This is a genomic window from Streptomyces sp. NPDC051940 (assembly GCF_040680895.1).
Classification (GTDB): domain Bacteria; phylum Actinomycetota; class Actinomycetes; order Streptomycetales; family Streptomycetaceae; genus Streptomyces.
This window is the reverse complement of the sequence record NZ_JBFAXR010000004.1, coordinates 14,951-35,242: the sequence shown is the minus strand read 5'-3', so window position 1 is coordinate 35,242 and position 20,292 is coordinate 14,951. Positions and strand designations below refer to the sequence as shown.

Here is a 20,292-nt window from a genome sequence, read left to right as displayed (position 1 = left end):
ACCCCGCCGCCGACGTAACGCTGCGGGCGGGCCGTCCCCGGGCGACGCTGCACGTTGCGGAGGGGCGCCGCCGCATCGCCGCGCGGAAGCGCAATGCTGCGGGCAGTCGTGCCGCTGGGGCGGCACGGGTGGGCGCAGCGGCACCGCACCATTCGCCGCCCGACGCGACCACAGCCGATGCCCGCCGCAGGCGAACAGCGGAAGGCGACAACAACCGACACGAAAGGCAACCGGTGCCCATCGACCTCGTACTGCGATCACGCCGCGTCCTCACCCCCGAAGGGGAACGCCCCGCGGCCGTGAGCGTGACCGCCGGCCGCATCACGGACGTGCAGCCGTACGACACGCCGCCCCCGCGAGGCACCCGCGTCGAGGACGCCGGCGACCACGTCGTACTGCCCGGCCTCGTCGACACCCACGTGCACGTCAACGACCCCGGCCGCACGGAGTGGGAGGGCTTCTGGACCGCCACCCGCGCCGCCGCGGCCGGCGGCATCACGACGATCGTCGACATGCCCCTGAACAGCCTGCCGCCGACGACCACCCGCCGCGCCCTGATCGTGAAGCAGGACGTCGCCCGCCCCAAGGTCCACGTCGACACGGGCTTCTGGGGCGGCGCGATCCCGGGCAACCTCAACGACCTCAAGCCCCTGCACGACGCCGGCGTCTTCGGCTTCAAGTGCTTCCTGTCGCCCTCCGGCGTCGAGGAGTTCCCGCAGCTGGGCGGCGAGGCCCTGGAGTCGGCGGTCGCCGAGATCGCGGGCCTGGGCGGACTGCTGATCGTGCACGCCGAGGACCCCGCCGTACTGGACGCCGCCCCCCAGGTGCCGGGCGCCCGCTACGCCGACTTCCTGGCCTCCCGCCCGCACACCGCGGAGGACCGCGCGATCGAGCACCTGATCGCCCTGGCCCGGCAGTACGACGCCCGCGTCCACATCCTGCACCTGTCGTCCGCCACCGCACTGCCGCTGATCGCGGAGGCGAAGGCCGAGGGCGTACGGATCACGGCGGAGACCTGCCCGCACTTCCTCACGCTGACGGCGGAGGAGGTGCCGGACGGGGCGAGCGAGTTCAAGTGCTGCCCGCCGATCCGCGAGGCCGCCAACCAGGACGCCCTGTGGGCCGGCCTGCTGGACGGCACGCTCGACTGCGTCGTCTCCGACCACTCGCCGTCGACCGCCGACCTGAAGACGGCGGACTTCGCCTCCGCCTGGGGCGGCATCTCCTCCCTGCAGCTGGGCCTCCCGGCGATCTGGACGGAGGCCCGCCGCAGGGGCCGCACGCTGGCGGACGTGGCGCGCTGGATGTCGACGGCGCCCGCGGAGCTGGCGGGGCTGACGCAGAAGGGCGCGATCGCCCCGGGCCGCGACGCGGACTTCGTGGTGCTGGACCCGGACCGCACGTTCACCGTCGACCCAGCGGACCTGCAGCACCGCAACCGCGTCACCGCCTACGCGGGCCGCACGCTGCAGGGCGTCGTCACCTCCACGTGGCTGCGCGGCGTCCGCATCGCCGACCACGGCGTGCTCACCGAGCCGCGCGGGGAACTCCTGCGCCGCGCATGACCGACCGACCCCATCCGTCAGCCGAAAGGAAGCACTCCACGATGACGTCCACAGCGGCGACCCCCCGCTTCACCGGTGACGCCGGCCCGTACGGCGGCGGCGACCCCTACGCCGACTACCGCACCGCCGACTTCCCCTTCGCCGTGTACGCCGACCTCGCCGACCGCCGGCTCGGCGCGGGTGTGATCGCCGCGAACGACGAGTTCTTCGCCCAGCGGGAGAACCTCCTCAATCCCGGGCCCGCGCTCTTCGACCCCGAGGCGTTCGGGCACAAGGGCAAGGTCATGGACGGCTGGGAGACCCGCCGCCGCCGCGGCGTCTCCGCCGAACAGCCGCACCCGGCGGACGAGGACCACGACTGGGCGCTGGTCCGCCTGGGCGCCCCCGGCGTGATCCGGGGCATCGTCGTCGACACCGCGCACTTCCGCGGCAACTACGGCAAGTACGTGTCCGTCGAGGGCACCTCGGTGGCCGGCTCGCCCTCGCCCGAGGACCTCCTGGCGGACGGCGTCACCTGGACGGTGATCGTCCCGCGCACGGAGATCGGCGGCCACGCCGCGAACGGCTTCGAGGTCGCGCTGGAGCGCCGGTTCACGCATCTGCGCCTGCGCCAGTACCCGGACGGCGGCATCGCCCGGCTGCGGGTGTACGGCGAGGTGGCGCCGGACCCGGTGTGGCTGGCGGCGCTCGGCACGTTCGACCTCGCGGCGCTGGAGAACGGCGGCCGGGTGGAGGACGCCTCCGACCGCTTCTACTCGCCGGCGACCAACACCGTCCAGCCGGGCCGCTCCCGGAAGATGGACGACGGCTGGGAGACCCGCCGCCGCCGCGACAGGGGGCACGACTGGATCCGCTACGCGCTCGCCGCGCAGGCGGAGATCCGGGCGGTCGAGATCGACACGGCGTACCTGAAGGGGAACGCGGCGGGCTGGGCCTCCCTGTCGGTCGCCTCGGCCGAGGGCGACGAGTGGACGGAGATCCTCCCGCGCACGCGTCTGCAGCCGGACACGAACCACCGGTTCGTCCTCCCCGAGCCGGTGGTGGGACAGCGGGTGCGCATCGCCATATACCCCGACGGCGGCATCTCCCGCCTGCGCCTGTACGGCAGTCTGACGGAGGCCGGCGCCAAGGACCTGGCGTCCCGCCACGTGGAGCTGGAGGGCTGACCCGCGGACGTCCGTCAGGCCCTCGCGCCGAGGGGAGCGCGAGGGCCTGACGGTCCTTTCGGGGTCAGCCGCTCTCCCTGGTCATCGAGCTGCTCGGAGGGCGGCGGGGCGCGGAGTAGCGCCCGCTCAGGACGGGGTCGGGGTGTCCAGATACCGGTGCAGGGACCTCGTCAGGTCCGCCACGAAGGCCTCCCGCGTGGCGTCCGGGACCAGGTCCAGGGAGAGGTACGGGTTGAGGTCCTCCAGCTCGACCAGGAGGAGCCCGCCGTCGCGGGTGCGGCAGGCGTCCACGCGCTGGATGCCGTGGTCGAGGGTGTTCCAGTCGATGAACCGGCGGGCGAAGGCGAGGTCCTCGCCCGTCGGCTCGTACGGCTCGAGGACCCAGCGGCGGTCGGGGTCGGGGGCGTACAGGGCGTACTGGAAGGTGTCGTCGATGTAGTAGAACGACACCTCGTAGCGGAAGTCGACGCGCGGCTGGACGAGGATGCCGCCGTAGTCGAGGCCGGGCAGCCGGTCCGCGGGTACGAAGGACAGGCCGATGGAGTCCGCGCCGGCCTTCGGCTTGACCGCGTACTCGGCCGCGGCGGGCAGCAGGTGCAGGTCGGCGCGGCGGTCGACGGTGGGTATGACCGGATGACCGGCCGCCGTCAGGTCGAGCAGGTACTGCTTGCCGGCCATGTCGCCGCGGCCCGTGAGCGGGTTGTAGACGCGCGTGCCGCGGGCGGCGGCCCGCTCGCGGAAGGCGTCGTACTCCCGCTGGTAGTGCAGGACGGGGCCGCTGTTGCGGACCACGACCACGTCGTAGGGGTCCATCAGTGCGGCGGCGTCCAGCGGGTGGCACAGGGCGATGTCGAAGCTCTCGCGCAGCCGGGAGGTCAGGGCTATGTCCTCGTCGCAGTAGCGCCGGCCCCGCGCCGGGTAGGCGAGGTCGGTGACGAACAGGACAGCGGGACGGTCGGCCATGTGGATCTCCTTGTGCGGTCCACCCAACCTACCCGGGGGGTCTGACAGCCGGGGTGCCCCCCGGCCGGAGCCCAGGGGGCGCCCCGGCCGGAGCGCCCCCTGGTCCGCCGTGTCAGCGGACGATCACCTCCGCCACCGCCGGCACCTCCGTGCCCTCGCGCCACCGCAGCCTCACGGCGTCCGTCTGCACGCCGCCCGTCGGCAGCGCGCTGTAGGCGCCGGTCAGCGCGCCGAGCGGACGCCACTCACCGGCCACCCGCACCTCGACGTCCGCTTGCGCCGCGACACCGCTCTCCGGGCGCAGGACGACGACCTCGGAGGCGGCGCGCGGTGTGGCGAACGAGACGGTCAGCGCCTCGCCCGGCTCCGGCGCCCGCGCCCCCGTGTACGCCGAGTCCGGGTTCCCGTCCGCCGCCGCGGCCAGGGCTCCGGGCGGTCCGCCCGCCACGGTCGCCGTGTCACCGCCGGTGACCGCGAACTCCCGTACCACCAGCCAGTAGTCCTGCGACGCGGTCGCCCGCGCCCGGACGTAGCGGGCCTTCGTACCGGCGGGGGCGGTCGCCGTCACCTCGGCGGTTCCCGAGAAGGCCGTCAGCGCCGTCCAGTTGCTGCCGTCGTCCGACACCTCCAGGACGCCCTGGTGCATGTAGTCGTTCGGGCTGGAGGACTTGCCCATCGCCAGCCGGACGCCGGAGACGTCCTGCACCGAGCCCAGGTCGATGCCCACGTACGAGCCGGTGCGCACCGAGGAGTCGCTCCAGTAGAACGTGGAGTCGTCGCCGTCGGCCATCCGCGAGACCGCGTTGCCGGAGTAGACGCCGAGGCTGCTGAACGCCGTGGGACGGCCCCGTACCCCCAGCAGCCGGTTGTGCTCGGCGAGCGCCTTGGCGACGAAGGTGTCGAAGACCCCTTCGCCCACGGCCACCTGCACCCGGGAGCCGCCCAGACCGACGTACACGTGCGCACGCGCGGACGCCACCAGCCCCGGCACCTGCTGCCGCAGCCGCCACGCGGTCGCCGCGTCGCCCGAGCGCGCCGCCTCGACGGCCGACAGGGCGGTGCGCATCGCCCGTGCCCAGTCGGCGGTCGCGTCCAGCCACGGGGCGGACTCCTCCACCAGTGCCCGTTCCGGCAGCCGCTCGCGCAGCACACCGGGCGCCGCCTGCAGCTCGCGAAGGCGCGCGTCCAGCGCGGACGCCGCACCGCCCGCCCAGTAGGCGGCCACCGCGGCCGACAGCTCGGGCGCCTCCTGCTTCTCCAGACGGGAGCTGTAGTTGACGTCCGCGAAGGCGCGCAGCGCCGCCTCGGCCTTCGTGTCGCCCCCCGACAGCTCCTTGAGCGCTCCCTCCCACGAGGCGCGCGGATCGTACGCCCCGTCGTTCCAGGCGTAGTCCGCCACCGTGTACAGGGCGAGCTTGGAGGCGGCCGCCTGGTTCATCGGGTTGGCGGTGATACCCGCCAGCGCGCCCGGCAGCCCCTTCTCGCGCCCGGTGAACGGACCGAGGAGCAGGCGGTGCTGGACGTAGTCGTTCACCGGGTAGTTGTCCCAGGTGAGGATCTCGTGGCCGAAGACCGAGCGGGCGCTCTGCGCCTGCGCCACGGTCATCGTCGGCGCGATGACGCCGATGCCCGTCCACTCGACCAGCACGTCCGGGTCGAGGAGGTCCTTCAGGGCCTGCTTGTACGGCGACGGGGAGACGTTGTAGTACTCCGTCGGCACCATCTGCAGCGGGCTCGCGCCCTCGTGGGTGGCGATGAACTCGCGGTTGACCCGGTTCAGCAGATGCGACTGCGCCTTGCCCGCGGCGCCGCCGCCCGTGCCGAACGCCGTCTGGTCGGCGGGGCAGTTCCAGCTCGTGTAGCTGATGTCGTCCAGCGGGACGGCGAAGGTGCGTACGCCGATGTCCCACAGGGTCTGGAACTTGTTGTTCAGGGCGGCGATGTCCGCGTCGGAGCTGTAGCAGACCGAGAGGCCGGGGGAGAGGGCGTAGGTGAACTCCACGTGGTTCGCCCGGGCGCGGTCGACCAGCTCCTTCAGCGTCGCCAGCTCCGCCGCCGGATAGGCGTCGCGCCACTTCTCCCGCAGATACGGGTCGTCCTTCGGGGAGTAGACGTAGATGTTCATCTTGTGGGCGCCGTAGAAGTCCAGCTGGTCCAGCCGCGACTCGTGCGACCAGGGGATGCCGTAGAAGCCCTCGATGACGCCGCGCCAGGCCGTGCCCGGCCAGTCCCGGACCGCGATGCCCCCGACGCGGGCGCCCGGGTCGGAGCGGTGGGGGAGCAGCTGGCGCAGCGACTGGGCGGCGTAGAACGTGCCGGTGGCGTCGACGCCGTCCAGCGCGATCCGTCCCGCCGTGTCACCGGCCGCCTTTCCGGCGCCGAGTACGTACCCCTCCGCGGGCAGCCCCGCGTGGCCGGGGATGCCGAGGGCGTCCAGTGCGGATCCGGCGCCGTCGAGGTAGACGGCGAGCCGGTCGCCGCCGGCCGCCGTCGCGGTACGGCGGACGGTGTCCGCTCCCGCCGCGTACAGGGCGTCCTCGACGGCGCGTACGGCGGGCGCGTCGGCGTCGGGACCGGCGACCAGGTCGACGGTGGACGTGACGGTGACCGTGTCGGTGCGCGGTTCGGCGGACCGCGGGGCCGGGGTGATCGGCGGCGGGCTGCCGCCGGGCGGAGCGCCGGAGGCGGCGGAGGGGGTGAGGGACAGGCCGAAGGCCAGGACGAGGAGAGCGGCCAGTGCTGTGCGGTGCATCCAGTTCCTCCCGTGCGGGTGGCGGCTGTGTTGCGTCCACGACAATCTCCGCTGAAGGCTCGCCCTCAACTCCGGTGAAGGCAATGGACTTTCCGCCCGCGCTGATGGACATCGCTCTGGTACGTCGTGCCCCGTGGGCCCCGGCGGCCCCAGGGGGCGGCGGGCCGGACCGCGCCCCTTCGGGATAACGTTCGGAGGAACCAGCGCTCAGGGAGGGGCCATGCCGGATTCGTCACCCGAGGCAGTCACCTGCGGCGAGGCGATGCTGCTGATGCTCGCGGAGCCCGGCGTCCCCCTGGACCGCGCGGTGAACTTCCGCCGCTCCGTCGCGGGCGCCGAGTCCAACGTCGCCGCCGGACTGGCCCGTCTCGGCCACCGCGCCCGCTGGCTCGGCCGCGTGGGCGCCGACCCGGCCGGCGAGGCGGTGCTCAGCCAGCTGCGCGCGGACGGCGTCGACGTCTCGTACGCCCAGAGCGACCCGGACGCCCCCACCGGCCTGCTGCTGCGCGACAGCCATCCGCAGCGCGCGATCGACGTCCAGTACTACCGTGCGGGCTCCGCCGCCTCCCGGCTCGCCCCCGAGCACATCCGGGCCGAGGCCCTCGACGGCGTCCGGCTGCTGCACATCTCCGGTATCACGCCCATGCTGTCGCCGTCCGCCGCCGAGGCCACCGCCAAGCTCATCGAACTGGCCCGCGCCGCCGGCGCCGCGGTCTCCTTCGACCCGAACATCCGGCGCAAGCTCGCCGCCCCCGAGCGCTGGACCGAGACCGTCGCGCCGCTGCTTCCGCAGGCGGACCTGGTGTTCGCGGGCGAGGACGAGCTGGAACTGCTCGCCGGCCGCGGCGCGGACGAGACCGCCGACTGGCTGCTGCGCGGCCGCGCGCACACCGTCGTCCTCAAGCGGGCCGACCACTCCGCCACCGCTCTCACCGCGGACGGCCCCCGGTACGACCAGCCGCCGTTCCGCGTGCCGCTCGCGGACCCGGTGGGTGCCGGCGACGCGTTCGCGGCGGGATATCTCTCCGCCTGGCTGCGCGGGCTGCCCACGCCGCGTGCGCTCGCGGAGGCGGCGTGCGTCGCCGCGCTCGTCGTCCAGTCGGCCACCGACACCGACGGTCTGCCCTCCGCCGCCGCGCGCGACCGGGCGCTGACCGCGTTCACGGAGGGCGGCGACTCGGTGCAGCGTTGAACGGCCTGCACGTTCGGAGGGCGGCGAGTTCAGCCGCCTCGACGCGGGCGGCGACCCCGCCCGGCGTTGAACCGCCCCCGCCTCCCGTCCGTACCCCAGGACCATCCGGCCCCACCCGGAGCACGATCCACCCGAAGGGAACTGCCTTGTACCGCTGGGAGATCACCCGAGCCGCGCTGGCGCAGCGGGTTTTCGCCATCGTCCGCAGCCCGTCCTACGACCAGGCGGCCGAGACCACCGACACCCTGCTCTCGGCCGGGATCGCCAGTCTGGAGATCTCGCTCACCACCCCGTTCGCCCTGGAACTGGTCTCCACCCTGCGCCGCGAGACCGACGTGAACGACGCGGTCATCGGCGCCGGCACCGTCCTGGACGCGGCCGCCGCGGGCCGCGCCATCGAGGCCGGCGCCCGTTTCCTGGTCTCGCCGAACCTCAACGCCGAGGTCATCCAGACCGGCCACCGCTACGGCATCCCGGTCTTCCCCGGGGTGTCCACCCCCACGGAGATGGTCCGCGCCCTCGAACTCGGCGCGGACGCGCTCAAGCTGTTCCCCGCCTCCGGCCACCAGCCGTCCTGGATCAAGGACGTACGGGCGGCCCTCCCGCAGGCGCCGCTGCTGCCGACCGGCGGGGTGACCGTGGAGAACGCGCCCGACTGGATCGCGGCGGGCGCGGTCGCCTGCGGCATGGGTTCGGCCCTCGCGGCCGGCGACCGCGACGAGGTCGCCAAGCGCGTGGCGGACCTGCTGGCGCGGCTCGGAGAGGTCTGAGGGGCTCCTTTTCGGCTCCCGGAGCCGTTGAGCTCCGGGAGCCGTCTGGAGGCCGTCCGGGAGCCGTCCCGGGAGCGCCCTCAGACCCCCGGCGCCGGATCCGTCCGCAGCCGTCCGTACACGAGCCCGTCGCGCCACTGCCCGGCGCGGAACTCCGCACCCCGCACCGTGCCCTCGAAGGTGAAGCCCGCCTTCTCCAGCGCCCGTTGCTCGGCCGCGTTCTCCGGATGGGTGGCGGCCTCGATCCGGTGCACGGGGGTGTGCATGAAGAGGTAGTCGCAGAGAGCCGCCTGCGCCCGCCATCCGAGGCCCCGGCCGCGGAACTCGGGCAGCAGCGCTATCCCGATCTCCCAGAACGCCGAGCGCGGCCCCGTGTACGTACGGGACGTCCAGCCGACGAACCCCGCCGTCTCGCCCTCGGCCGTCTCGACCATCAGCCGTCCGTTGTCCTCCGCCAGGTACCCGTCCTCCGCGAACCGCCGTGCGGGGGCGTGCGGATTGCGGAACCCGCCCCAGTCCAGACCGATCAGCCCCGGTTCGGAGCCGAAACGGCGGAACAACTCCAGGTCCTCCTCCGCCACGGGCCGCAACCGGACCGACTGCTGTGCCATCCGTTCTTCCTCCCTGCGTGGGTGCGCGCAACTGCCATCATCCGTCAGGCGCATTGACAGACCCTCACCGGCCGTCGAATGTACTGCCCAGTACGTGATCCACAGGGGATCCGCTGGGTGGGGACCGGAGGGACGGCCATGGCCGAGCAGGGGCGCACAACGACGTGCGGCAGCAGCGGGATCGACCGGCAGGGGTGGAAGAAGCCGAGGCGCTCGGCGGTCGCCGCGCTCGCCGCCTCGGGGGCGGCGGCCCTCGTCGTCGCGGGAACCGCGGCTCCGGCCGGGGCGACGCCCGCCGAGCACTATGTCGCCCTCGGCGACTCGTACACCTCGGGGCCGCGCATCCCCACCGTGGTGAACGGGGACTGCGAGCGCTCCGACCACAACTACCCGTCCCTCACGGCGGCGGCGCTCGGCGTCGCCACCTTCAAGGACGCCAGCTGCGGGGGCGCCCGTACCGTCCACATGTGGGAGCAGCAGGGCAGCAACCCGCCCCAGCTGGACGCCCTGGACAAGACGACCACCCTGGTCTCCCTGGGCATCAGCGGGAACGACATCGGCTTCGGCGAGATCATCGGCACCTGTACGGCCCTCAGCTTCACCGACCCCACGGGCAACCCGTGCGAGCGCCGCTACACGGCGACGGGTACCGACGAGCTGGCCGCGCGGATCGCCGACGCCTCCGCGAAGGTCGACAAGGTGATCGACGCCATCCACGACCGCGCCCCGCGCGCCCGTGTGGTGGTCGTCGGCTACCCGGTGATCGTCCCGGACGACGGTGTGGGCTGCCGCCCGGCGGTGATGATGGCCGACAAGGACATCCCGTATCTGCGCGACACGGAGAAGCGGCTCAACGACATGCTGCGCACCGTCGCCGCCGGCAACCGCGCGCAGTACGCCGACAGCTACGCGGCGACGGTCGGCCACGACATCTGCAAGTCCCCGGCCGACCGCTGGGTCGAACCGCTCGTCCCCGCGAACCCGGCCGCCCCCTTCCACCCCAACGCCAAGGGCGAGCAGGCGATGGCGGACGCCGTCCTCGGCCTGCTGGCGGCGCCGGGGCGGGGGCGCTGACGCGACGACGGTAGGGGTGACGTCCAGGAACCCCCTGTATCCGTCATCCGTTCTCCCTCCGGCGGGCACGTCCGTCCGCCGGAGGGAGCGGACGGTGGATCTGACGGCGTACGGCGACGAGTTCACCCGCAACCCCTATCCCGTGTACGCCAAGCTCCGCGAACAGGGCCCCGTGCACCGCGTGCTCAGCGACGAGGGCGAGCTCTGGCTGATCGTCGGTTACGACGCCGTGCGCGAGGCCCTCACCGATGTCCGGTTCACCAAGAACTGGCGCGCCCTGATGAGCCCGGGGGAGGCCGTCGACGCCTCCCCGATCGACGAGCACATGCTGGAGTCCGACCCGCCCCGGCACACCCGGCTGCGGCGGCTGGTGGCACGCGAGTTCACCGGCCGCCGGATCGCCGCCCTCGCCCCGCGTGTCCAGGAGATCACCGACGAACTGCTCGACGCCATGCTGGCGGCACCCGGCCGGCGCACGGACCTCGTCGACGCCCTGGCGTTCCCGCTGCCGATGACGGTCATCTGCGAACTGCTGGGCGTACCCGATCTGCAGCGGGCCGCCTTCCGCGACTGGTCCAACGCGATCGTCTCCCCGACCTCCGCCCAGGCCACGAACGCCGCCGTGGCCGCGATGGAGGCGTACCTCGACGAGCTGATCGAGGACAAGCGCTGCTCCGAGCCCCGCGACGACCTGCTCAGCGCCCTGATCAGGACCCGGCAGGAGGACGGCGACGCGCTGTCCCGCCGGGAGCTGATCGGCATGGCCTTCCTGCTGCTCGTCGCGGGCCACGAGACCACCGTGAACCTCATCGCGAACGGCGTGCACGCCCTGCTCACCCACCCCGGGCAACTGGCCGCCCTGCGCGCCGACCCCGACGGGCTGCTGGACGGGGCCGTCGAGGAGATGCTCCGCTACGACGGTCCGGTGGAGACCTCGACGTACCGCTTCACCGCCGCGCCCGTCGACTTCCGCGGCGTGACGATCCCGGCGGGCGCCGTGGTCCGCGTCGTGATCTCCTCCGCGGAGCGCGATCCGGCGCGCTTCCCGGCGGCCGACGCGTTCGACATCCGCCGCGACACGCAGGGCCATCTGGCGTTCGGGCACGGCATCCACTACTGCCTGGGCGCCCCGCTGGCGCGCCTCGAGGCCCGGATCGCGGTGCGCGGCCTGCTGGAGCGGTGCCCGGAGCTGGCCCTGGACGGCGAGGCGGCCGACTGGCGTCCGGGCATGCTGATCCGCGGGCCGAAGAGGGTGCCGGTGCGGTGGTGACCCTCAGCCGGTGCGCGGAGTGACCAGCAGGGCCGCCTGGTCGTCGGGTGCGTGGCCCGCGGCGTAGACGTCGAGGTCGACCGCCAGGTCGTGGACGAGGTCCGGCGACGGCAACGCCGCCCACCGCCGCAGCCGCCGCGCCAGCGGATAGAACGCGCCCGAGGCGTTGCGGGCCTCCACGACGCCGTCCGTGCACAGCAGCAGCCGCTCACCGGGCCGCAGGGACACGTCGTGCAGCGGACGCGGGTCGCCGTCCAGGTCGAGCAGCCCGAGCGGCAGCCCCGGCTTCGCACAGCAGACCTTGCGGGTGTCGTGCGTACTCACCACGACCGGCAGCGGATGCCCGCAGTGCAGGAAGCGCACGCGGCCGTCGGCGGCGAAGTCCAGCAGCAGCGCCGTGACGAAGCGCTCGTCCCGCGCGTCCTCGCGCGCCCGAATACGGGCGCGGTGGCGGGCGATGGCCTGTTCCAGGCGCTGCAGCACCACGAGCGGATCGGACTGGTGGTACGCCGACTCGCGGAACGCGGTGATGACCGCCGCGCCCAGCTGCACGGCCGCCAGCCCCTTGCCCTGGACGTCGGCGATGAGCACGCGGGTGCCGTACGCCGAGGGCACGATCTCGTACAGATCGCCGCCGACGTTGGTCTCCGCCTCCGCCGCCCGGTAGAAGCCCGCCACATCCACCTCGTCGGTGGTGACGGGCAGTTCCTCCAGCAGTGTCTGCTGCAGCACCCGGACCGTGAAACGGGAGCGGGCCAACTCCAGCCAGCGGTCCTCACGCCGGTAGCTCGCCGCCACACAGCCGGCCGCGGCGACGGCCACGGTGGCGATGGTGATCCAGGAGTCCATGGGCGGCCACGGCCCCGGATCGAAGCCGTACAGGCCGGTCAGGAAGGTGACGGCCAGCATGCCGAAGACGGCGGTCCTGGCCGGCGACAGCTCGACGGCGGCGGCCGCCGGGGCGAGGAGCAGCATGATCCCCATCCAGTACTGCCGGTCCGTGGCCAGATCCGCGGCCACCACGGCCACGGTGAAGAGCGTCAGGAACACGGTCCAGAGCCGTACGCGCCGGAGTGAGGGCCGGACGGCGACCGGATCGGCGGGATGGCGCACGGAGAAGCCTTCGCTGGGGGTCGGCGGACATACCGCTCCCCTCTGTACCAGCCGCCGTGCGCAGCGGGCCGCGACTGCCGCGTGTCGTCCGCCGCTTCGCCTGACTGCCGCGTCGAGCGGGGGACGGGTCCGCCGTGTTCGTCAGGCGGGCGGCGGCCCCGCCGCGTTCCGCAGGGTGTCCAGCAGCCCCCGTACCGCCGGCAGTCCCAGCGCGGCCTCCCGCACGGCCGCCTGGATGACGCGTACGGGCTCCGGTCCGCGCACCGGGCGGACGACGACCCCGGGGTGCCGCTGCGCGAGCCCCAGACGCGGTACGAGCGCGACGCCGAGGCCCGCCGCCACGAACCCCTGCGCGGAGCCGTAGTCGCCGCTCTGCACGCCGTACGACGGGCTGAACCCGGCGGCGGCGCAGGCCTCCTGAAGCGGCTCCCGGCACGGACCGCCGACCTCGCTGTCCACCCACGGCTCACCGGCGAGCTCCGTCAGCGCGATCTCCTCCCGCTCCGCGAGGGGATGCCCCTGCGGCAGCACCGCCAGATACGGATCGTCGAGCAGGTGCAGCAGCCGGACGCCGGGGCCGCCGCGTCCCGGCGGGCGGACGACCAGCGCCAGATCGGCGCGCCCCTCCTTCACCTCCGGCAGCGGGTCGGCCGGGTCGATCAGCTTCAGCTCGACCTCGACGCCGGGGTGCTCCTCGCGGAAGCGGGCGAGGGCGACCGGCAGCAGACCGCCCCCGGCGGATGCGAAGTAGCGCACCGCGATCCGTCCGGTGCGTCCCTCGCGCAGCGCGGCGAGTGCCGTCTCGGCGGCGGCGAGTTCGTCGCCGATCCGCCCCGCGTGCTCGGTGAGCAGCCGGCCGGCGGACGTGAGCCGCACCCCGCGTCCGATCCGCTCCAGCAGCGGCAGACCGGCCTCCCGTTCCAGGACGGTCATCTGCTGGCTGACGGCGGAGGGCGTGTAGCCGAGGTTGGCCGCGGCGGCGCTGACGGAGCCGGTGGTGGCGACGGCGCGGAGCATCTGGAGGCGGCGGGTGTCGAGCATGTAGCAGAGCTTAATCCAGGGTGCAGGAACCTGTGCTTGTCCTACGTGATCGGGCTGCGGATGCTGGAGGCCGGACCGGCCGGGGGAGTCCACACCGGCTGGGCAAGTCCGGACCGACGCGGGGAAGTCCGCACGGGCCCGGGAATCCACAGAAGGAGGCACCGCGTGCTCACCGCCACGGCGACCCGGATGGGAGCGCTGGCCCTGCTCTGGGGCTCCTGCTTCCTGTGGATCGAAGTCGCGCTCGACCACGGCCTCACCCCCGTGCAGATCACCGTCGCCCGCACCGTGCTGGGCGGCGCCGTCCTGTTCGCCCTCGCCCGCCGGGCCGGGCGGCCCCTGCCGCGGGGGCGCGGCGCCTGGCTCCGGATCGCCGTGGCGGCGCTGCTGTGCAACGTCGTGCCCTTCACGCTCTTCGGCCTCGGGCAGCGGACGGTGGACTCGGGTGTCGCGGGGGTCCTCAACGCCACCACCCCGCTCTTCTCGCTGCTGCTGGGCCTCGCCCTCGGCACGGAGCGCGGGCTGCGCCCCGTCCGACTCCTCGGGCTGCTGCTGGGGTTCGCCGGCGTCTCCCTGATCTTCGCGCCGTGGCGGCAGGACGGCCTCGCGAGCTGGGGCGCGCTCATGCTGCTGGCCGCCGCGGCGAGTTACGCCGTCGCCTTCGCGTACATGGGCCGCACCCTCACCGGGCTGGACGCGGGCCCGGTCGCGGTCTCCGCCGCCCAACTGCTCACCGCGGCGGCCCTCAGCGCCCCGGCGCTGCCGCTCACCGGCGGGTTGCTCCCGGACCGCGTGGACGCCACCGCCCTGGTCGCGGTGGCGGTGCTCGGCGTCTTCGGCACGGGGGCGACGTTCTACCTCAACTACCGCCTGATCGAAACGGAGGGCCCCACCGGCGCGGCCACCGTCGGCTATCTGTTGCCGGTCGTGTCGGTGACGCTCGGCGCGGTCGTCCTCGGCGAGGACGCGGGGCCGCGGGTGCTCGCGGGGATGGCGGTCGTCCTGGCGGGGGTCGGACTGACCCGGCGCAAGCCCTCGTATCACCCTGTGAACAGCCCCGCTGCGCCGGACACCGCCGTCGATAGGGTCGCGCCATGAGCCTCGCCGCCGTACCCGGATCCAAGTCCCTCACCAACCGCGCGCTGTTCCTCGCGGCCGCCGCCGACGGCGTGACGACGCTCCGCCGGCCGCTGCTGTCGGACGACACCGAGGCGTTCGCGGCGGGGCTGTCCCGGCTCGGCTACCGGATCGAGCAGGGGGACGGTGTCTGGCGGGTGCACGGGCGGCCCGAGGGGCCCGCGGCGGAGACGGCGGACGTCTTCACCCGGGACGGGGCGACGCCCGCCCGCTTCCTGCCGCCGCTCGCCGCCGCCGGGCACGGCGAGTTCCGCTTCGACGCCTCCGCGCAGATGCGCCGCCGCCCCGTCGGACCGCTCACCGCCGCGCTGCGTGACCTGGGCGTCGAGCTGACGCACGAGGAGGCGGAGGGACACCTGCCGCTGCGCGTCCGGGCGCGCGGGGTCGAGGGCGGTGAGGTCACCCTCGACGCGGGGCTGTCCTCGCAGTTCCTCACCGCGCTGCTGCTGATGGGACCCCTCACCCGGACCGGACTGCGGATCCGGGTGACGGAGCTGGTCTCCGCCCCGTACGTCGGCATCACCCTCGCGATGATGCGCGCCTTCGGTGTCGAGGTGCGGCGGGACGGCGAGGTGTACGAGGTACCGGCGGGCGGCTACCGGGCGACGGAGTACGCCATCGAACCGGACGCCTCGACGGCGAGCTACTTCTTCGCGGCCGCCGCTCTCACCGGCCGGGAGGTCACCGTTCCGGGTCTCGGACGGGGCGCGCTGCAGGGCGACCTGGGGTTCGTGGAGGCGCTGCGGGCGATGGGCGCGGAGGTCGCGGTGGGGGCCGGGGCGACGACCGTCCGCGGCACCGGGCGGCTGCGCGGGATCACCGTCAACATGCGCGACATCTCCGACACCATGCCGACGCTGGCCGCCCTCGCGCCGTTCGCCGACGGCCCGGTGCGGATCGAGGACGTCGCCAACACCCGGGTGAAGGAGTGCGACCGGCTCGACGCCTGCGCGGAGAACCTGCGGCGCCTCGGCATCAGGGCCGAGACCGGACCGGACTGGATCGAGATCCACCCCGGCACGCCCGCCGCGGCGGAGATCGGCTGCCGGGGCGACCACCGCATCGCGATGGGCTTCAGCGTGACCGGGCTGCGCACGCCGGGGCTGACGCTGGACGAGCCGGGGTGCGTGAAGAAGACGTTCCCGGAGTTCCACGAGGTGTTCGGCGAGGTCTTCGGGTCGCTCTGAGAGTCCCCTTCACAGCCGGTCCGACCGTGCCCGCCCGCGGCCCACGGCGTACGCCGCCGCCAGCGCCGCCGCGACCGCGAACCCGAGCAGGGCCGCCGCGTCCGTGAACACCGCGCCCGCGTCCCCGTGCAGGGCGCCGCGCAGCGCCCCGAAGCCCCAGTAGCCGGGGGAGAGGGGCGCGACGGTGCCCACCCAGTGCGGCAGTTGTGAGAGGGGCACGAGGGCTCCGCCCAGTGCGCTCAGCAGCATGCCGCCGATGTCGTAGGCCGCCGACAGCTCCCCGAAGCTGCGCGCCACCGCGCCCAGCGCCGCCCCCATGGCCAGCAGCGCCAGCGTCCAGGCCAGACAGGCGACGCCGAGGAGCGCCGGGGCGTCGAGCCGCAGGTCCAGCAGCCATACGCCGTACCCCAGCACCAGCCCCTGCTGCGCCAGCAGCGCCACCAGGACCGGCACCGCCTTTCCCGCGAGCAGCTCGGCCGGCCGGGCGGCGGTCACCCGCAGCCGCTCCCAGGTGTGCCAGACCCGCTCGGTGAGGACGGCCGTGCCGACGAGGCTCATCGCCAGCAGGGAGAACATCACCAGCACACCGACGACCGCCTGTTCGTTGCCCGCCTCGTCGCCCTGTGCCGCCTGGTAGAGGGGGCGCAGCAGCGTGAGCAGGACGAGAGGCATCACCAGCCGGCTGGCGAGCGGACCCGACTCGCGCAGCAGCAGCGCGGTGTTGAGGCGGACCAGGGCGCCGAGACGGAGGGCGCTGTCATGCGGCACGGGCGGTGTCCTTCGCGAGGGAGTGGTACAGGTCGTCCAGTCCGGGCTTGCGTACGTCGACGGAGGAGGGGCGGCAGCCGGCGGCCAGCAGGGCGGCCAGGTCGCCGGCGGGGTCACGGGTCGTCAGATGGGCGACCCCGTCCCGTATCCGCGCTCCGCTCGTCGCGGGGAGCGGAGCGCCGGACGGGTCGAGGACCAGGCGCAGTTCACCGGGGAGGTCCTTCAGCAGCTCCGTCCGCGTGCCGCGGGCGATGACCCTTCCCGCGCGGGCGACGGCCAGCGTGGCGCCGAGGCCGGTGAGTTCGGGGAGGTAGTGCGTGGTGTAGAGGACGGCGGCGCCCGCCGCCGCGCGCGACCGGACGGCCGCCAGCAGCGCGTCCCGGGTCTCCGGGTCGGCGCCGGCGGTCGGCTCGTCGAGCAGCAGCAGCGGCGGATCGCCGATGAGGGCCGTCGCCGCCTGCGTACGCCGCCGCTGGCCGCCGGAGAGCAGCCCCGCCCGGCGGTCGAGCTGACCGGTCAGCCGCAGCTCCTCCGCCACCGCCCCGATCGCCCGGTTCAGCGCCTGCCGGCGCAACCCGGCCAGCGCGCCGTACAGCCGCAGATGGTCGCGGACGGTGGCCGGCGCGTAGAGCGCGGGCTCCTGCGGGGCCACGCCGAACAGCCGGCGGGCGGCGCGCGGCCGGCGCAGCGCGTCGACGCCGCCGATGGTCACCGAGCCGGCGTCGGGCCGGGTGAGCCCCGTGACGACCTCGACGAACGTGGTCTTCCCGGCGCCGTTGTGGCCGACCAGCCCGGCGATCTCGCCGGGCGCGACGGTCAGGCTGAAGCCGTCCAGGGCCGGGGTGCGGCCGTAGGTCTTGCGGAGCGCGTCCGCCGCGAGCATCGGGACCCCCTGTGGATCGAGCGCAGGTAAATGATCTACACCGTATAGATCTACACTGTATAGATGTGAGCGGACGACGACAAGAGATCCTGCAGACGGCCATGGACCTGGCGGACGAACGCGGGCTGGCGGCCGTGTCGATGCGCGCCGTCGCGGACCGCGTGGGCGTCACGCCGATGGCGCTGTACCCGCACGTCGGCAGCAAGGCCGCGCTGCTCGACGGCATGGTCGGCACGGCGCTGGCGACCCTGCTCGAGGACGCCGAATGGCGGGCGGCCGCCGCCGGCGACTGGCGGGTGCGGCTGCGGGCCTTCGCGCGCGTCGCCCGCCGCCACTCCGCGGAGCACCCGTGGGTGGTCGGCCTGCTCTTCTCCCGGCCCGCCGTGACACCGGACGCGGTGGCCTTCGTCGACCAGCTCTACGGCGCGCTGCTCGACGCGGGCGTGCCGCCGTCCCAGGTGCCGCGCATGGAGCGGCTGTTCAGCACGTTCGTGCTCGGCTTCGTCGCCTCGGAGAACGGAGGCCGTTTCGCGCCGGGCACCCTCGACCCGCGGGACCGCCGCGGCCGGCTGCCCGAGGGGGCGCTGCCCCGGCACACCGCGCTCGCCGGGTGGCTGGACCTGCCGCTGGACCTGGACGAGGAGTTCGAGGCGGACCTGGCGGACCTCGAGCGGCTGGTGGAGGCCGCGGCGGGCTGACCCCGGCGGCTCCTGGCAGCCGCGGGCCGACCCGGGCGGCTCCTGGCAGCGGCGGGCCGACCCCGGCGGCTCCCGTTAGGCCGTCGGGGGAACGCCGTCACGCCATGAGCTCCGCCACCGCCACCGGCCGCCGCTCCCGCCGCGACACCTCGCACGCCTCCGCGACGTACAGGGCGCTCAGCGCCTCCCCTCCGTCGCACGGGTTCGCCAGCTCACCGCGCGCCACCCGCAGGAACGCGTCCAGCTCCGCCTCGTACGCCGGCGCGAAGCGCTCCAGGAAGCCCTGCCACGGCTTGCCGCCGCGCGGCGGTGCGGTCGGCTCCACGGAGGTCAGCGGGGTGCGTGCGTCCAGCCCCACCGCGATCTGGTCCAGCTCGCCGGCCAGCTCCATCCGTACGTCGTAGCCGGCGCCGTTCACCCGGGTCGAGGTCGCCGTGGCGAGCGTCCCGTCGTCCAGGGTGAGCAGCACCGCCGCCGTGTCGACGTCCCCCGCCTCGCGGAACGCGGGCGGGCCCGCGTCGGACCCGTACGCGAACACCTCCGTCACCTCCCGGCCGGTGATCCAGCGCAGGATGTCGAAGTCGTGGATCAGGCAGTCCCGGTACAGCCCGCCGGACAGCGGCAGATAGGCGGCCGGCGGCGGCGCCGGGTCCGAGGTCGTCGCCCGTACGGTGTGCAGCCGCCCCAGCGCGCCCGTGCGCACCGCCTCGCGGGCCGCGCGGTAGCCCGCGTCGAAGCGCCGCATGAAACCCAGCTGCAGTTCGACGCCCGCCGCCCGGGCCTCCGCGAGGGCCGCCAGCGTGCCCGGCAGGTCCAGCGCCACCGGCTTCTCGCAGAACACCGGCAGCCCCGCGCGCGCCGCCGTGCCGATCAGCTCCGCGTGCGCGGACGTCGCCGCGGCCACCACCACGGCGTCGACGCCGCAGGCGAGCACCTCGTCGGGCGTCGGTACGGCCCGCGCCCCCGTCTGCGCGGCGACCTCCGCCGCCCGCGCCGGATCGGCGTCCGTCACCACCAGCGAACGGACGTCGGGATGCCGCGCCAGACAGGCGGCGTGGAAAGCCCCGATCCGCCCCGTGCCCATCACGCCGATCCGCATGGGCCCCAACGTCCCCCGGGTCGCGGGCCTTGTCAATCGGTTGTCCGGACAACTGGACGTGACGTCTTCCTCACGCCCGCCCTGGCGGTTAACTTGATGGCCGTGGCGAGGCGCGACGCGGGGTCCGGGGGATCCCTCCAGCTGAGCGTGGACCGGAACAGTCCGGTGCCCCTCTACTTCCAGCTGTCCCAGCAACTGGAGGCCGCGATCGAGAACGGCGGCCTCGCCCCCGGCATGCTGCTGGGCAACGAGATCGACCTGGCCGCCCGGCTCGGCCTGTCCCGCCCCACGGTGCGCCAGGCCATCCAGTCCCTGGTCGACAAGGGGCTGCTGGTGCGCCGCCGCGGCATCGGCACCCAGGTCGTGCACAGCCAGGTCCGCCGTCCGCTCGCGCTGACGAGCCTGTACGACGATCTGGCCGCCGCCGGGCAGCAGCCCGGCACCCGCGTGCTGCGCAACGACACCGAGCCGGCCGACGCCGCCGTGGCGGGCGCCCTCGGCGTCGCCGAAGGGACCGCGGTCGCGGTCATCGAGCGGCTGCGGCTGACACACGGCGAGCCCATGGCGTATCTGCGGAACCACCTGCCGCTCGGCCTGCTGCCCCTGCCCACGGCCGAGCTGGAGGCCACCGGGCTGTACGTGCTGATGCGTCGCGCCGGTATCACCCTGCACAGCGCCCGCCAGATCATCGGGGCGCGCGCCGCCGGCGCGCAGGAGGGGGAGCTGCTGGGGGAGCCCGAGGGGGCGGCGCTGCTGGCGATGGAGCGGACGGCGTTCGACGTGACGGGGCGTGCGGTGGAGTTCGGAACGCATCTCTACCGGGCGTCGCGCTACACCTTCGAGTTCCAGCTGCTGGAGCGCGGCTGAACCGCCGTCCTCTGGTTTCAGCCGCCCGAGCGCCGCTGAACCGCCGTTCGCCGCCCAACTCCCGCCGTTCGTCAGAATGTTATGACAAGGGGCATTGACGCCGCAGACCGCCCCCGCTACAACTCCGTCAGCCGCA

At 74.2% G+C, this 20,292-nt stretch carries 18 protein-coding genes; 10 read left to right on the top strand and 8 right to left on the bottom strand.

Going from position 1 to position 20,292, the window contains the following annotated elements:
- The first annotated feature begins 233 nt into the window (after positions 1-233).
- Both allB and alc read left to right on the top strand, forming a co-directional pair.
- The gene (gene allB / locus AB0M28_RS03075) at positions 234-1,565 is read left to right on the top strand and encodes an allantoinase AllB (protein WP_365396762.1); all 1,332 of its coding nucleotides are present in this window, start codon (positions 234-236) and stop codon (positions 1,563-1,565) included.
- A gap of 41 nt (positions 1,566-1,606) precedes the next feature.
- On the top strand, positions 1,607-2,731 hold the full coding sequence (alc, locus tag AB0M28_RS03070; protein WP_365396759.1) for an allantoicase: 1,125 nt from the start codon (positions 1,607-1,609) through the stop codon (positions 2,729-2,731).
- A gap of 126 nt (positions 2,732-2,857) precedes the next feature.
- Here the strand turns inward: alc and AB0M28_RS03065 are convergent, their stop codons facing one another.
- Together AB0M28_RS03065 and AB0M28_RS03060 are read right to left on the bottom strand one after the other, a co-directional pair.
- Positions 2,858-3,694, bottom strand: a complete 837-nt coding sequence (locus AB0M28_RS03065) for a hypothetical protein (protein ID WP_365396756.1) — start codon at positions 3,692-3,694, stop codon at positions 2,858-2,860.
- A 112-nt stretch (positions 3,695-3,806) separates the two neighbouring features.
- A complete protein-coding gene (locus tag AB0M28_RS03060) occupies positions 3,807-6,446 on the bottom strand; it encodes a beta-N-acetylglucosaminidase domain-containing protein (protein WP_365396753.1) in 2,640 nt (879 codons plus the stop codon).
- A 220-nt stretch (positions 6,447-6,666) separates the two neighbouring features.
- Here AB0M28_RS03060 and AB0M28_RS03055 point away from each other — a divergent pair, with 220 nt between their 5' ends.
- Together AB0M28_RS03055 and AB0M28_RS03050 are read left to right on the top strand one after the other, a co-directional pair.
- Positions 6,667-7,638, top strand: coding sequence for a sugar kinase (locus tag AB0M28_RS03055; protein ID WP_365396750.1), 972 nt, complete (start codon positions 6,667-6,669; stop codon positions 7,636-7,638).
- Positions 7,639-7,784: 146 nt separating this feature from the next.
- Positions 7,785-8,408 (top strand): bifunctional 4-hydroxy-2-oxoglutarate aldolase/2-dehydro-3-deoxy-phosphogluconate aldolase, encoded by a 624-nt coding sequence (locus tag AB0M28_RS03050; RefSeq protein ID WP_365396747.1) that lies wholly within the window; start codon positions 7,785-7,787, stop codon positions 8,406-8,408.
- Between the two features lie 80 nt (positions 8,409-8,488).
- On the opposite strand, the gene AB0M28_RS03045 is transcribed toward AB0M28_RS03050, so the two are convergent.
- A complete protein-coding gene (locus AB0M28_RS03045; protein ID WP_365396744.1) occupies positions 8,489-9,019 on the bottom strand; it encodes a GNAT family protein in 531 nt (176 codons plus the stop codon).
- Between the two features lie 138 nt (positions 9,020-9,157).
- Here AB0M28_RS03045 and AB0M28_RS03040 point away from each other — a divergent pair, with 138 nt between their 5' ends.
- Both AB0M28_RS03040 and AB0M28_RS03035 read left to right on the top strand, forming a co-directional pair.
- Positions 9,158-10,093 carry an SGNH/GDSL hydrolase family protein gene (locus tag AB0M28_RS03040; protein WP_365396741.1) on the top strand — a complete coding sequence of 312 codons (936 nt, stop codon included), beginning with the start codon at positions 9,158-9,160 and terminating at the stop codon, positions 10,091-10,093.
- Between the two features lie 94 nt (positions 10,094-10,187).
- Positions 10,188-11,363 carry a cytochrome P450 gene (locus AB0M28_RS03035; RefSeq protein ID WP_365396738.1) on the top strand — a complete coding sequence of 392 codons (1,176 nt, stop codon included), beginning with the start codon at positions 10,188-10,190 and terminating at the stop codon, positions 11,361-11,363.
- Positions 11,364-11,366: 3 nt separating this feature from the next.
- On the opposite strand, the gene AB0M28_RS03030 is transcribed toward AB0M28_RS03035, so the two are convergent.
- Positions 11,367-12,476: a PP2C family protein-serine/threonine phosphatase gene (locus AB0M28_RS03030; protein WP_365396735.1), complete on the bottom strand. Its 1,110-nt coding sequence runs from the start codon at positions 12,474-12,476 to the stop codon at positions 11,367-11,369.
- A 141-nt stretch (positions 12,477-12,617) separates the two neighbouring features.
- A complete protein-coding gene (locus AB0M28_RS03025; RefSeq protein ID WP_365396732.1) occupies positions 12,618-13,517 on the bottom strand; it encodes a LysR family transcriptional regulator in 900 nt (299 codons plus the stop codon).
- 189 nt (positions 13,518-13,706) lie between these two features.
- On the opposite strand from AB0M28_RS03025, the gene AB0M28_RS03020 reads away from it, so the two are divergent.
- Positions 13,707-14,615, top strand: coding sequence for a DMT family transporter (locus tag AB0M28_RS03020; RefSeq protein WP_365397082.1), 909 nt, complete (start codon positions 13,707-13,709; stop codon positions 14,613-14,615).
- Complete coding sequence (gene aroA / locus AB0M28_RS03015; protein WP_365396729.1) at positions 14,612-15,841, top strand: 3-phosphoshikimate 1-carboxyvinyltransferase; 1,230 nt, start codon at positions 14,612-14,614, stop codon at positions 15,839-15,841. Before AB0M28_RS03020 ends, aroA begins: the two co-directional genes overlap by 4 nt.
- A gap of 9 nt (positions 15,842-15,850) precedes the next feature.
- Here the strand turns inward: aroA and AB0M28_RS03010 are convergent, their stop codons facing one another.
- A complete protein-coding gene (locus AB0M28_RS03010) occupies positions 15,851-16,609 on the bottom strand; it encodes an ABC transporter permease (RefSeq protein WP_365396726.1) in 759 nt (252 codons plus the stop codon).
- Positions 16,599-17,492, bottom strand: coding sequence for an ABC transporter ATP-binding protein (locus tag AB0M28_RS03005; protein WP_365396723.1), 894 nt, complete (start codon positions 17,490-17,492; stop codon positions 16,599-16,601). Before AB0M28_RS03005 ends, AB0M28_RS03010 begins: the two co-directional genes overlap by 11 nt.
- Positions 17,493-17,557: 65 nt before the next feature.
- On the opposite strand from AB0M28_RS03005, the gene AB0M28_RS03000 reads away from it, so the two are divergent.
- Positions 17,558-18,190, top strand: coding sequence for a TetR/AcrR family transcriptional regulator (locus AB0M28_RS03000; RefSeq protein WP_365396720.1), 633 nt, complete (start codon positions 17,558-17,560; stop codon positions 18,188-18,190).
- A gap of 97 nt (positions 18,191-18,287) precedes the next feature.
- Here the strand turns inward: AB0M28_RS03000 and AB0M28_RS02995 are convergent, their stop codons facing one another.
- Positions 18,288-19,289 (bottom strand): Gfo/Idh/MocA family oxidoreductase, encoded by a 1,002-nt coding sequence (locus tag AB0M28_RS02995; RefSeq protein ID WP_365396717.1) that lies wholly within the window; start codon positions 19,287-19,289, stop codon positions 18,288-18,290.
- 102 nt (positions 19,290-19,391) lie between these two features.
- On the opposite strand from AB0M28_RS02995, the gene AB0M28_RS02990 reads away from it, so the two are divergent.
- Complete coding sequence (locus AB0M28_RS02990; RefSeq protein ID WP_365396714.1) at positions 19,392-20,156, top strand: GntR family transcriptional regulator; 765 nt, start codon at positions 19,392-19,394, stop codon at positions 20,154-20,156.
- Positions 20,157-20,292 lie beyond the last annotated feature (136 nt).

Bases quoted from the DNA above. Each gene is read 5' to 3' on its own strand.
- alc (WP_365396759.1), top strand. From the start codon at position 1,607: ATGACGTCCACAGCGGCGACCCCCCGCTTCACCGGTGACGCCGGCCCG.
- AB0M28_RS03065 (WP_365396756.1), bottom strand. From the start codon at position 3,694: ATGGCCGACCGTCCCGCTGTCCTGTTCGTCACCGACCTCGCCTACCCG.
- AB0M28_RS03060 (WP_365396753.1), bottom strand. From the start codon at position 6,446: ATGCACCGCACAGCACTGGCCGCTCTCCTCGTCCTGGCCTTCGGCCTG.
- AB0M28_RS03055 (WP_365396750.1), top strand. From the start codon at position 6,667: ATGCCGGATTCGTCACCCGAGGCAGTCACCTGCGGCGAGGCGATGCTG.
- AB0M28_RS03045 (WP_365396744.1), bottom strand. From the start codon at position 9,019: ATGGCACAGCAGTCGGTCCGGTTGCGGCCCGTGGCGGAGGAGGACCTG.
- AB0M28_RS03040 (WP_365396741.1), top strand. From the start codon at position 9,158: ATGGCCGAGCAGGGGCGCACAACGACGTGCGGCAGCAGCGGGATCGAC.
- AB0M28_RS03025 (WP_365396732.1), bottom strand. From the start codon at position 13,517: ATGCTCGACACCCGCCGCCTCCAGATGCTCCGCGCCGTCGCCACCACC.
- AB0M28_RS03020 (WP_365397082.1), top strand. From the start codon at position 13,707: ATGGGAGCGCTGGCCCTGCTCTGGGGCTCCTGCTTCCTGTGGATCGAA.
- aroA (WP_365396729.1), top strand. From the start codon at position 14,612: ATGAGCCTCGCCGCCGTACCCGGATCCAAGTCCCTCACCAACCGCGCG.
- AB0M28_RS03005 (WP_365396723.1), bottom strand. From the start codon at position 17,492: ATGCTCGCGGCGGACGCGCTCCGCAAGACCTACGGCCGCACCCCGGCC.
- AB0M28_RS02995 (WP_365396717.1), bottom strand. From the start codon at position 19,289: ATGCGGATCGGCGTGATGGGCACGGGGCGGATCGGGGCTTTCCACGCC.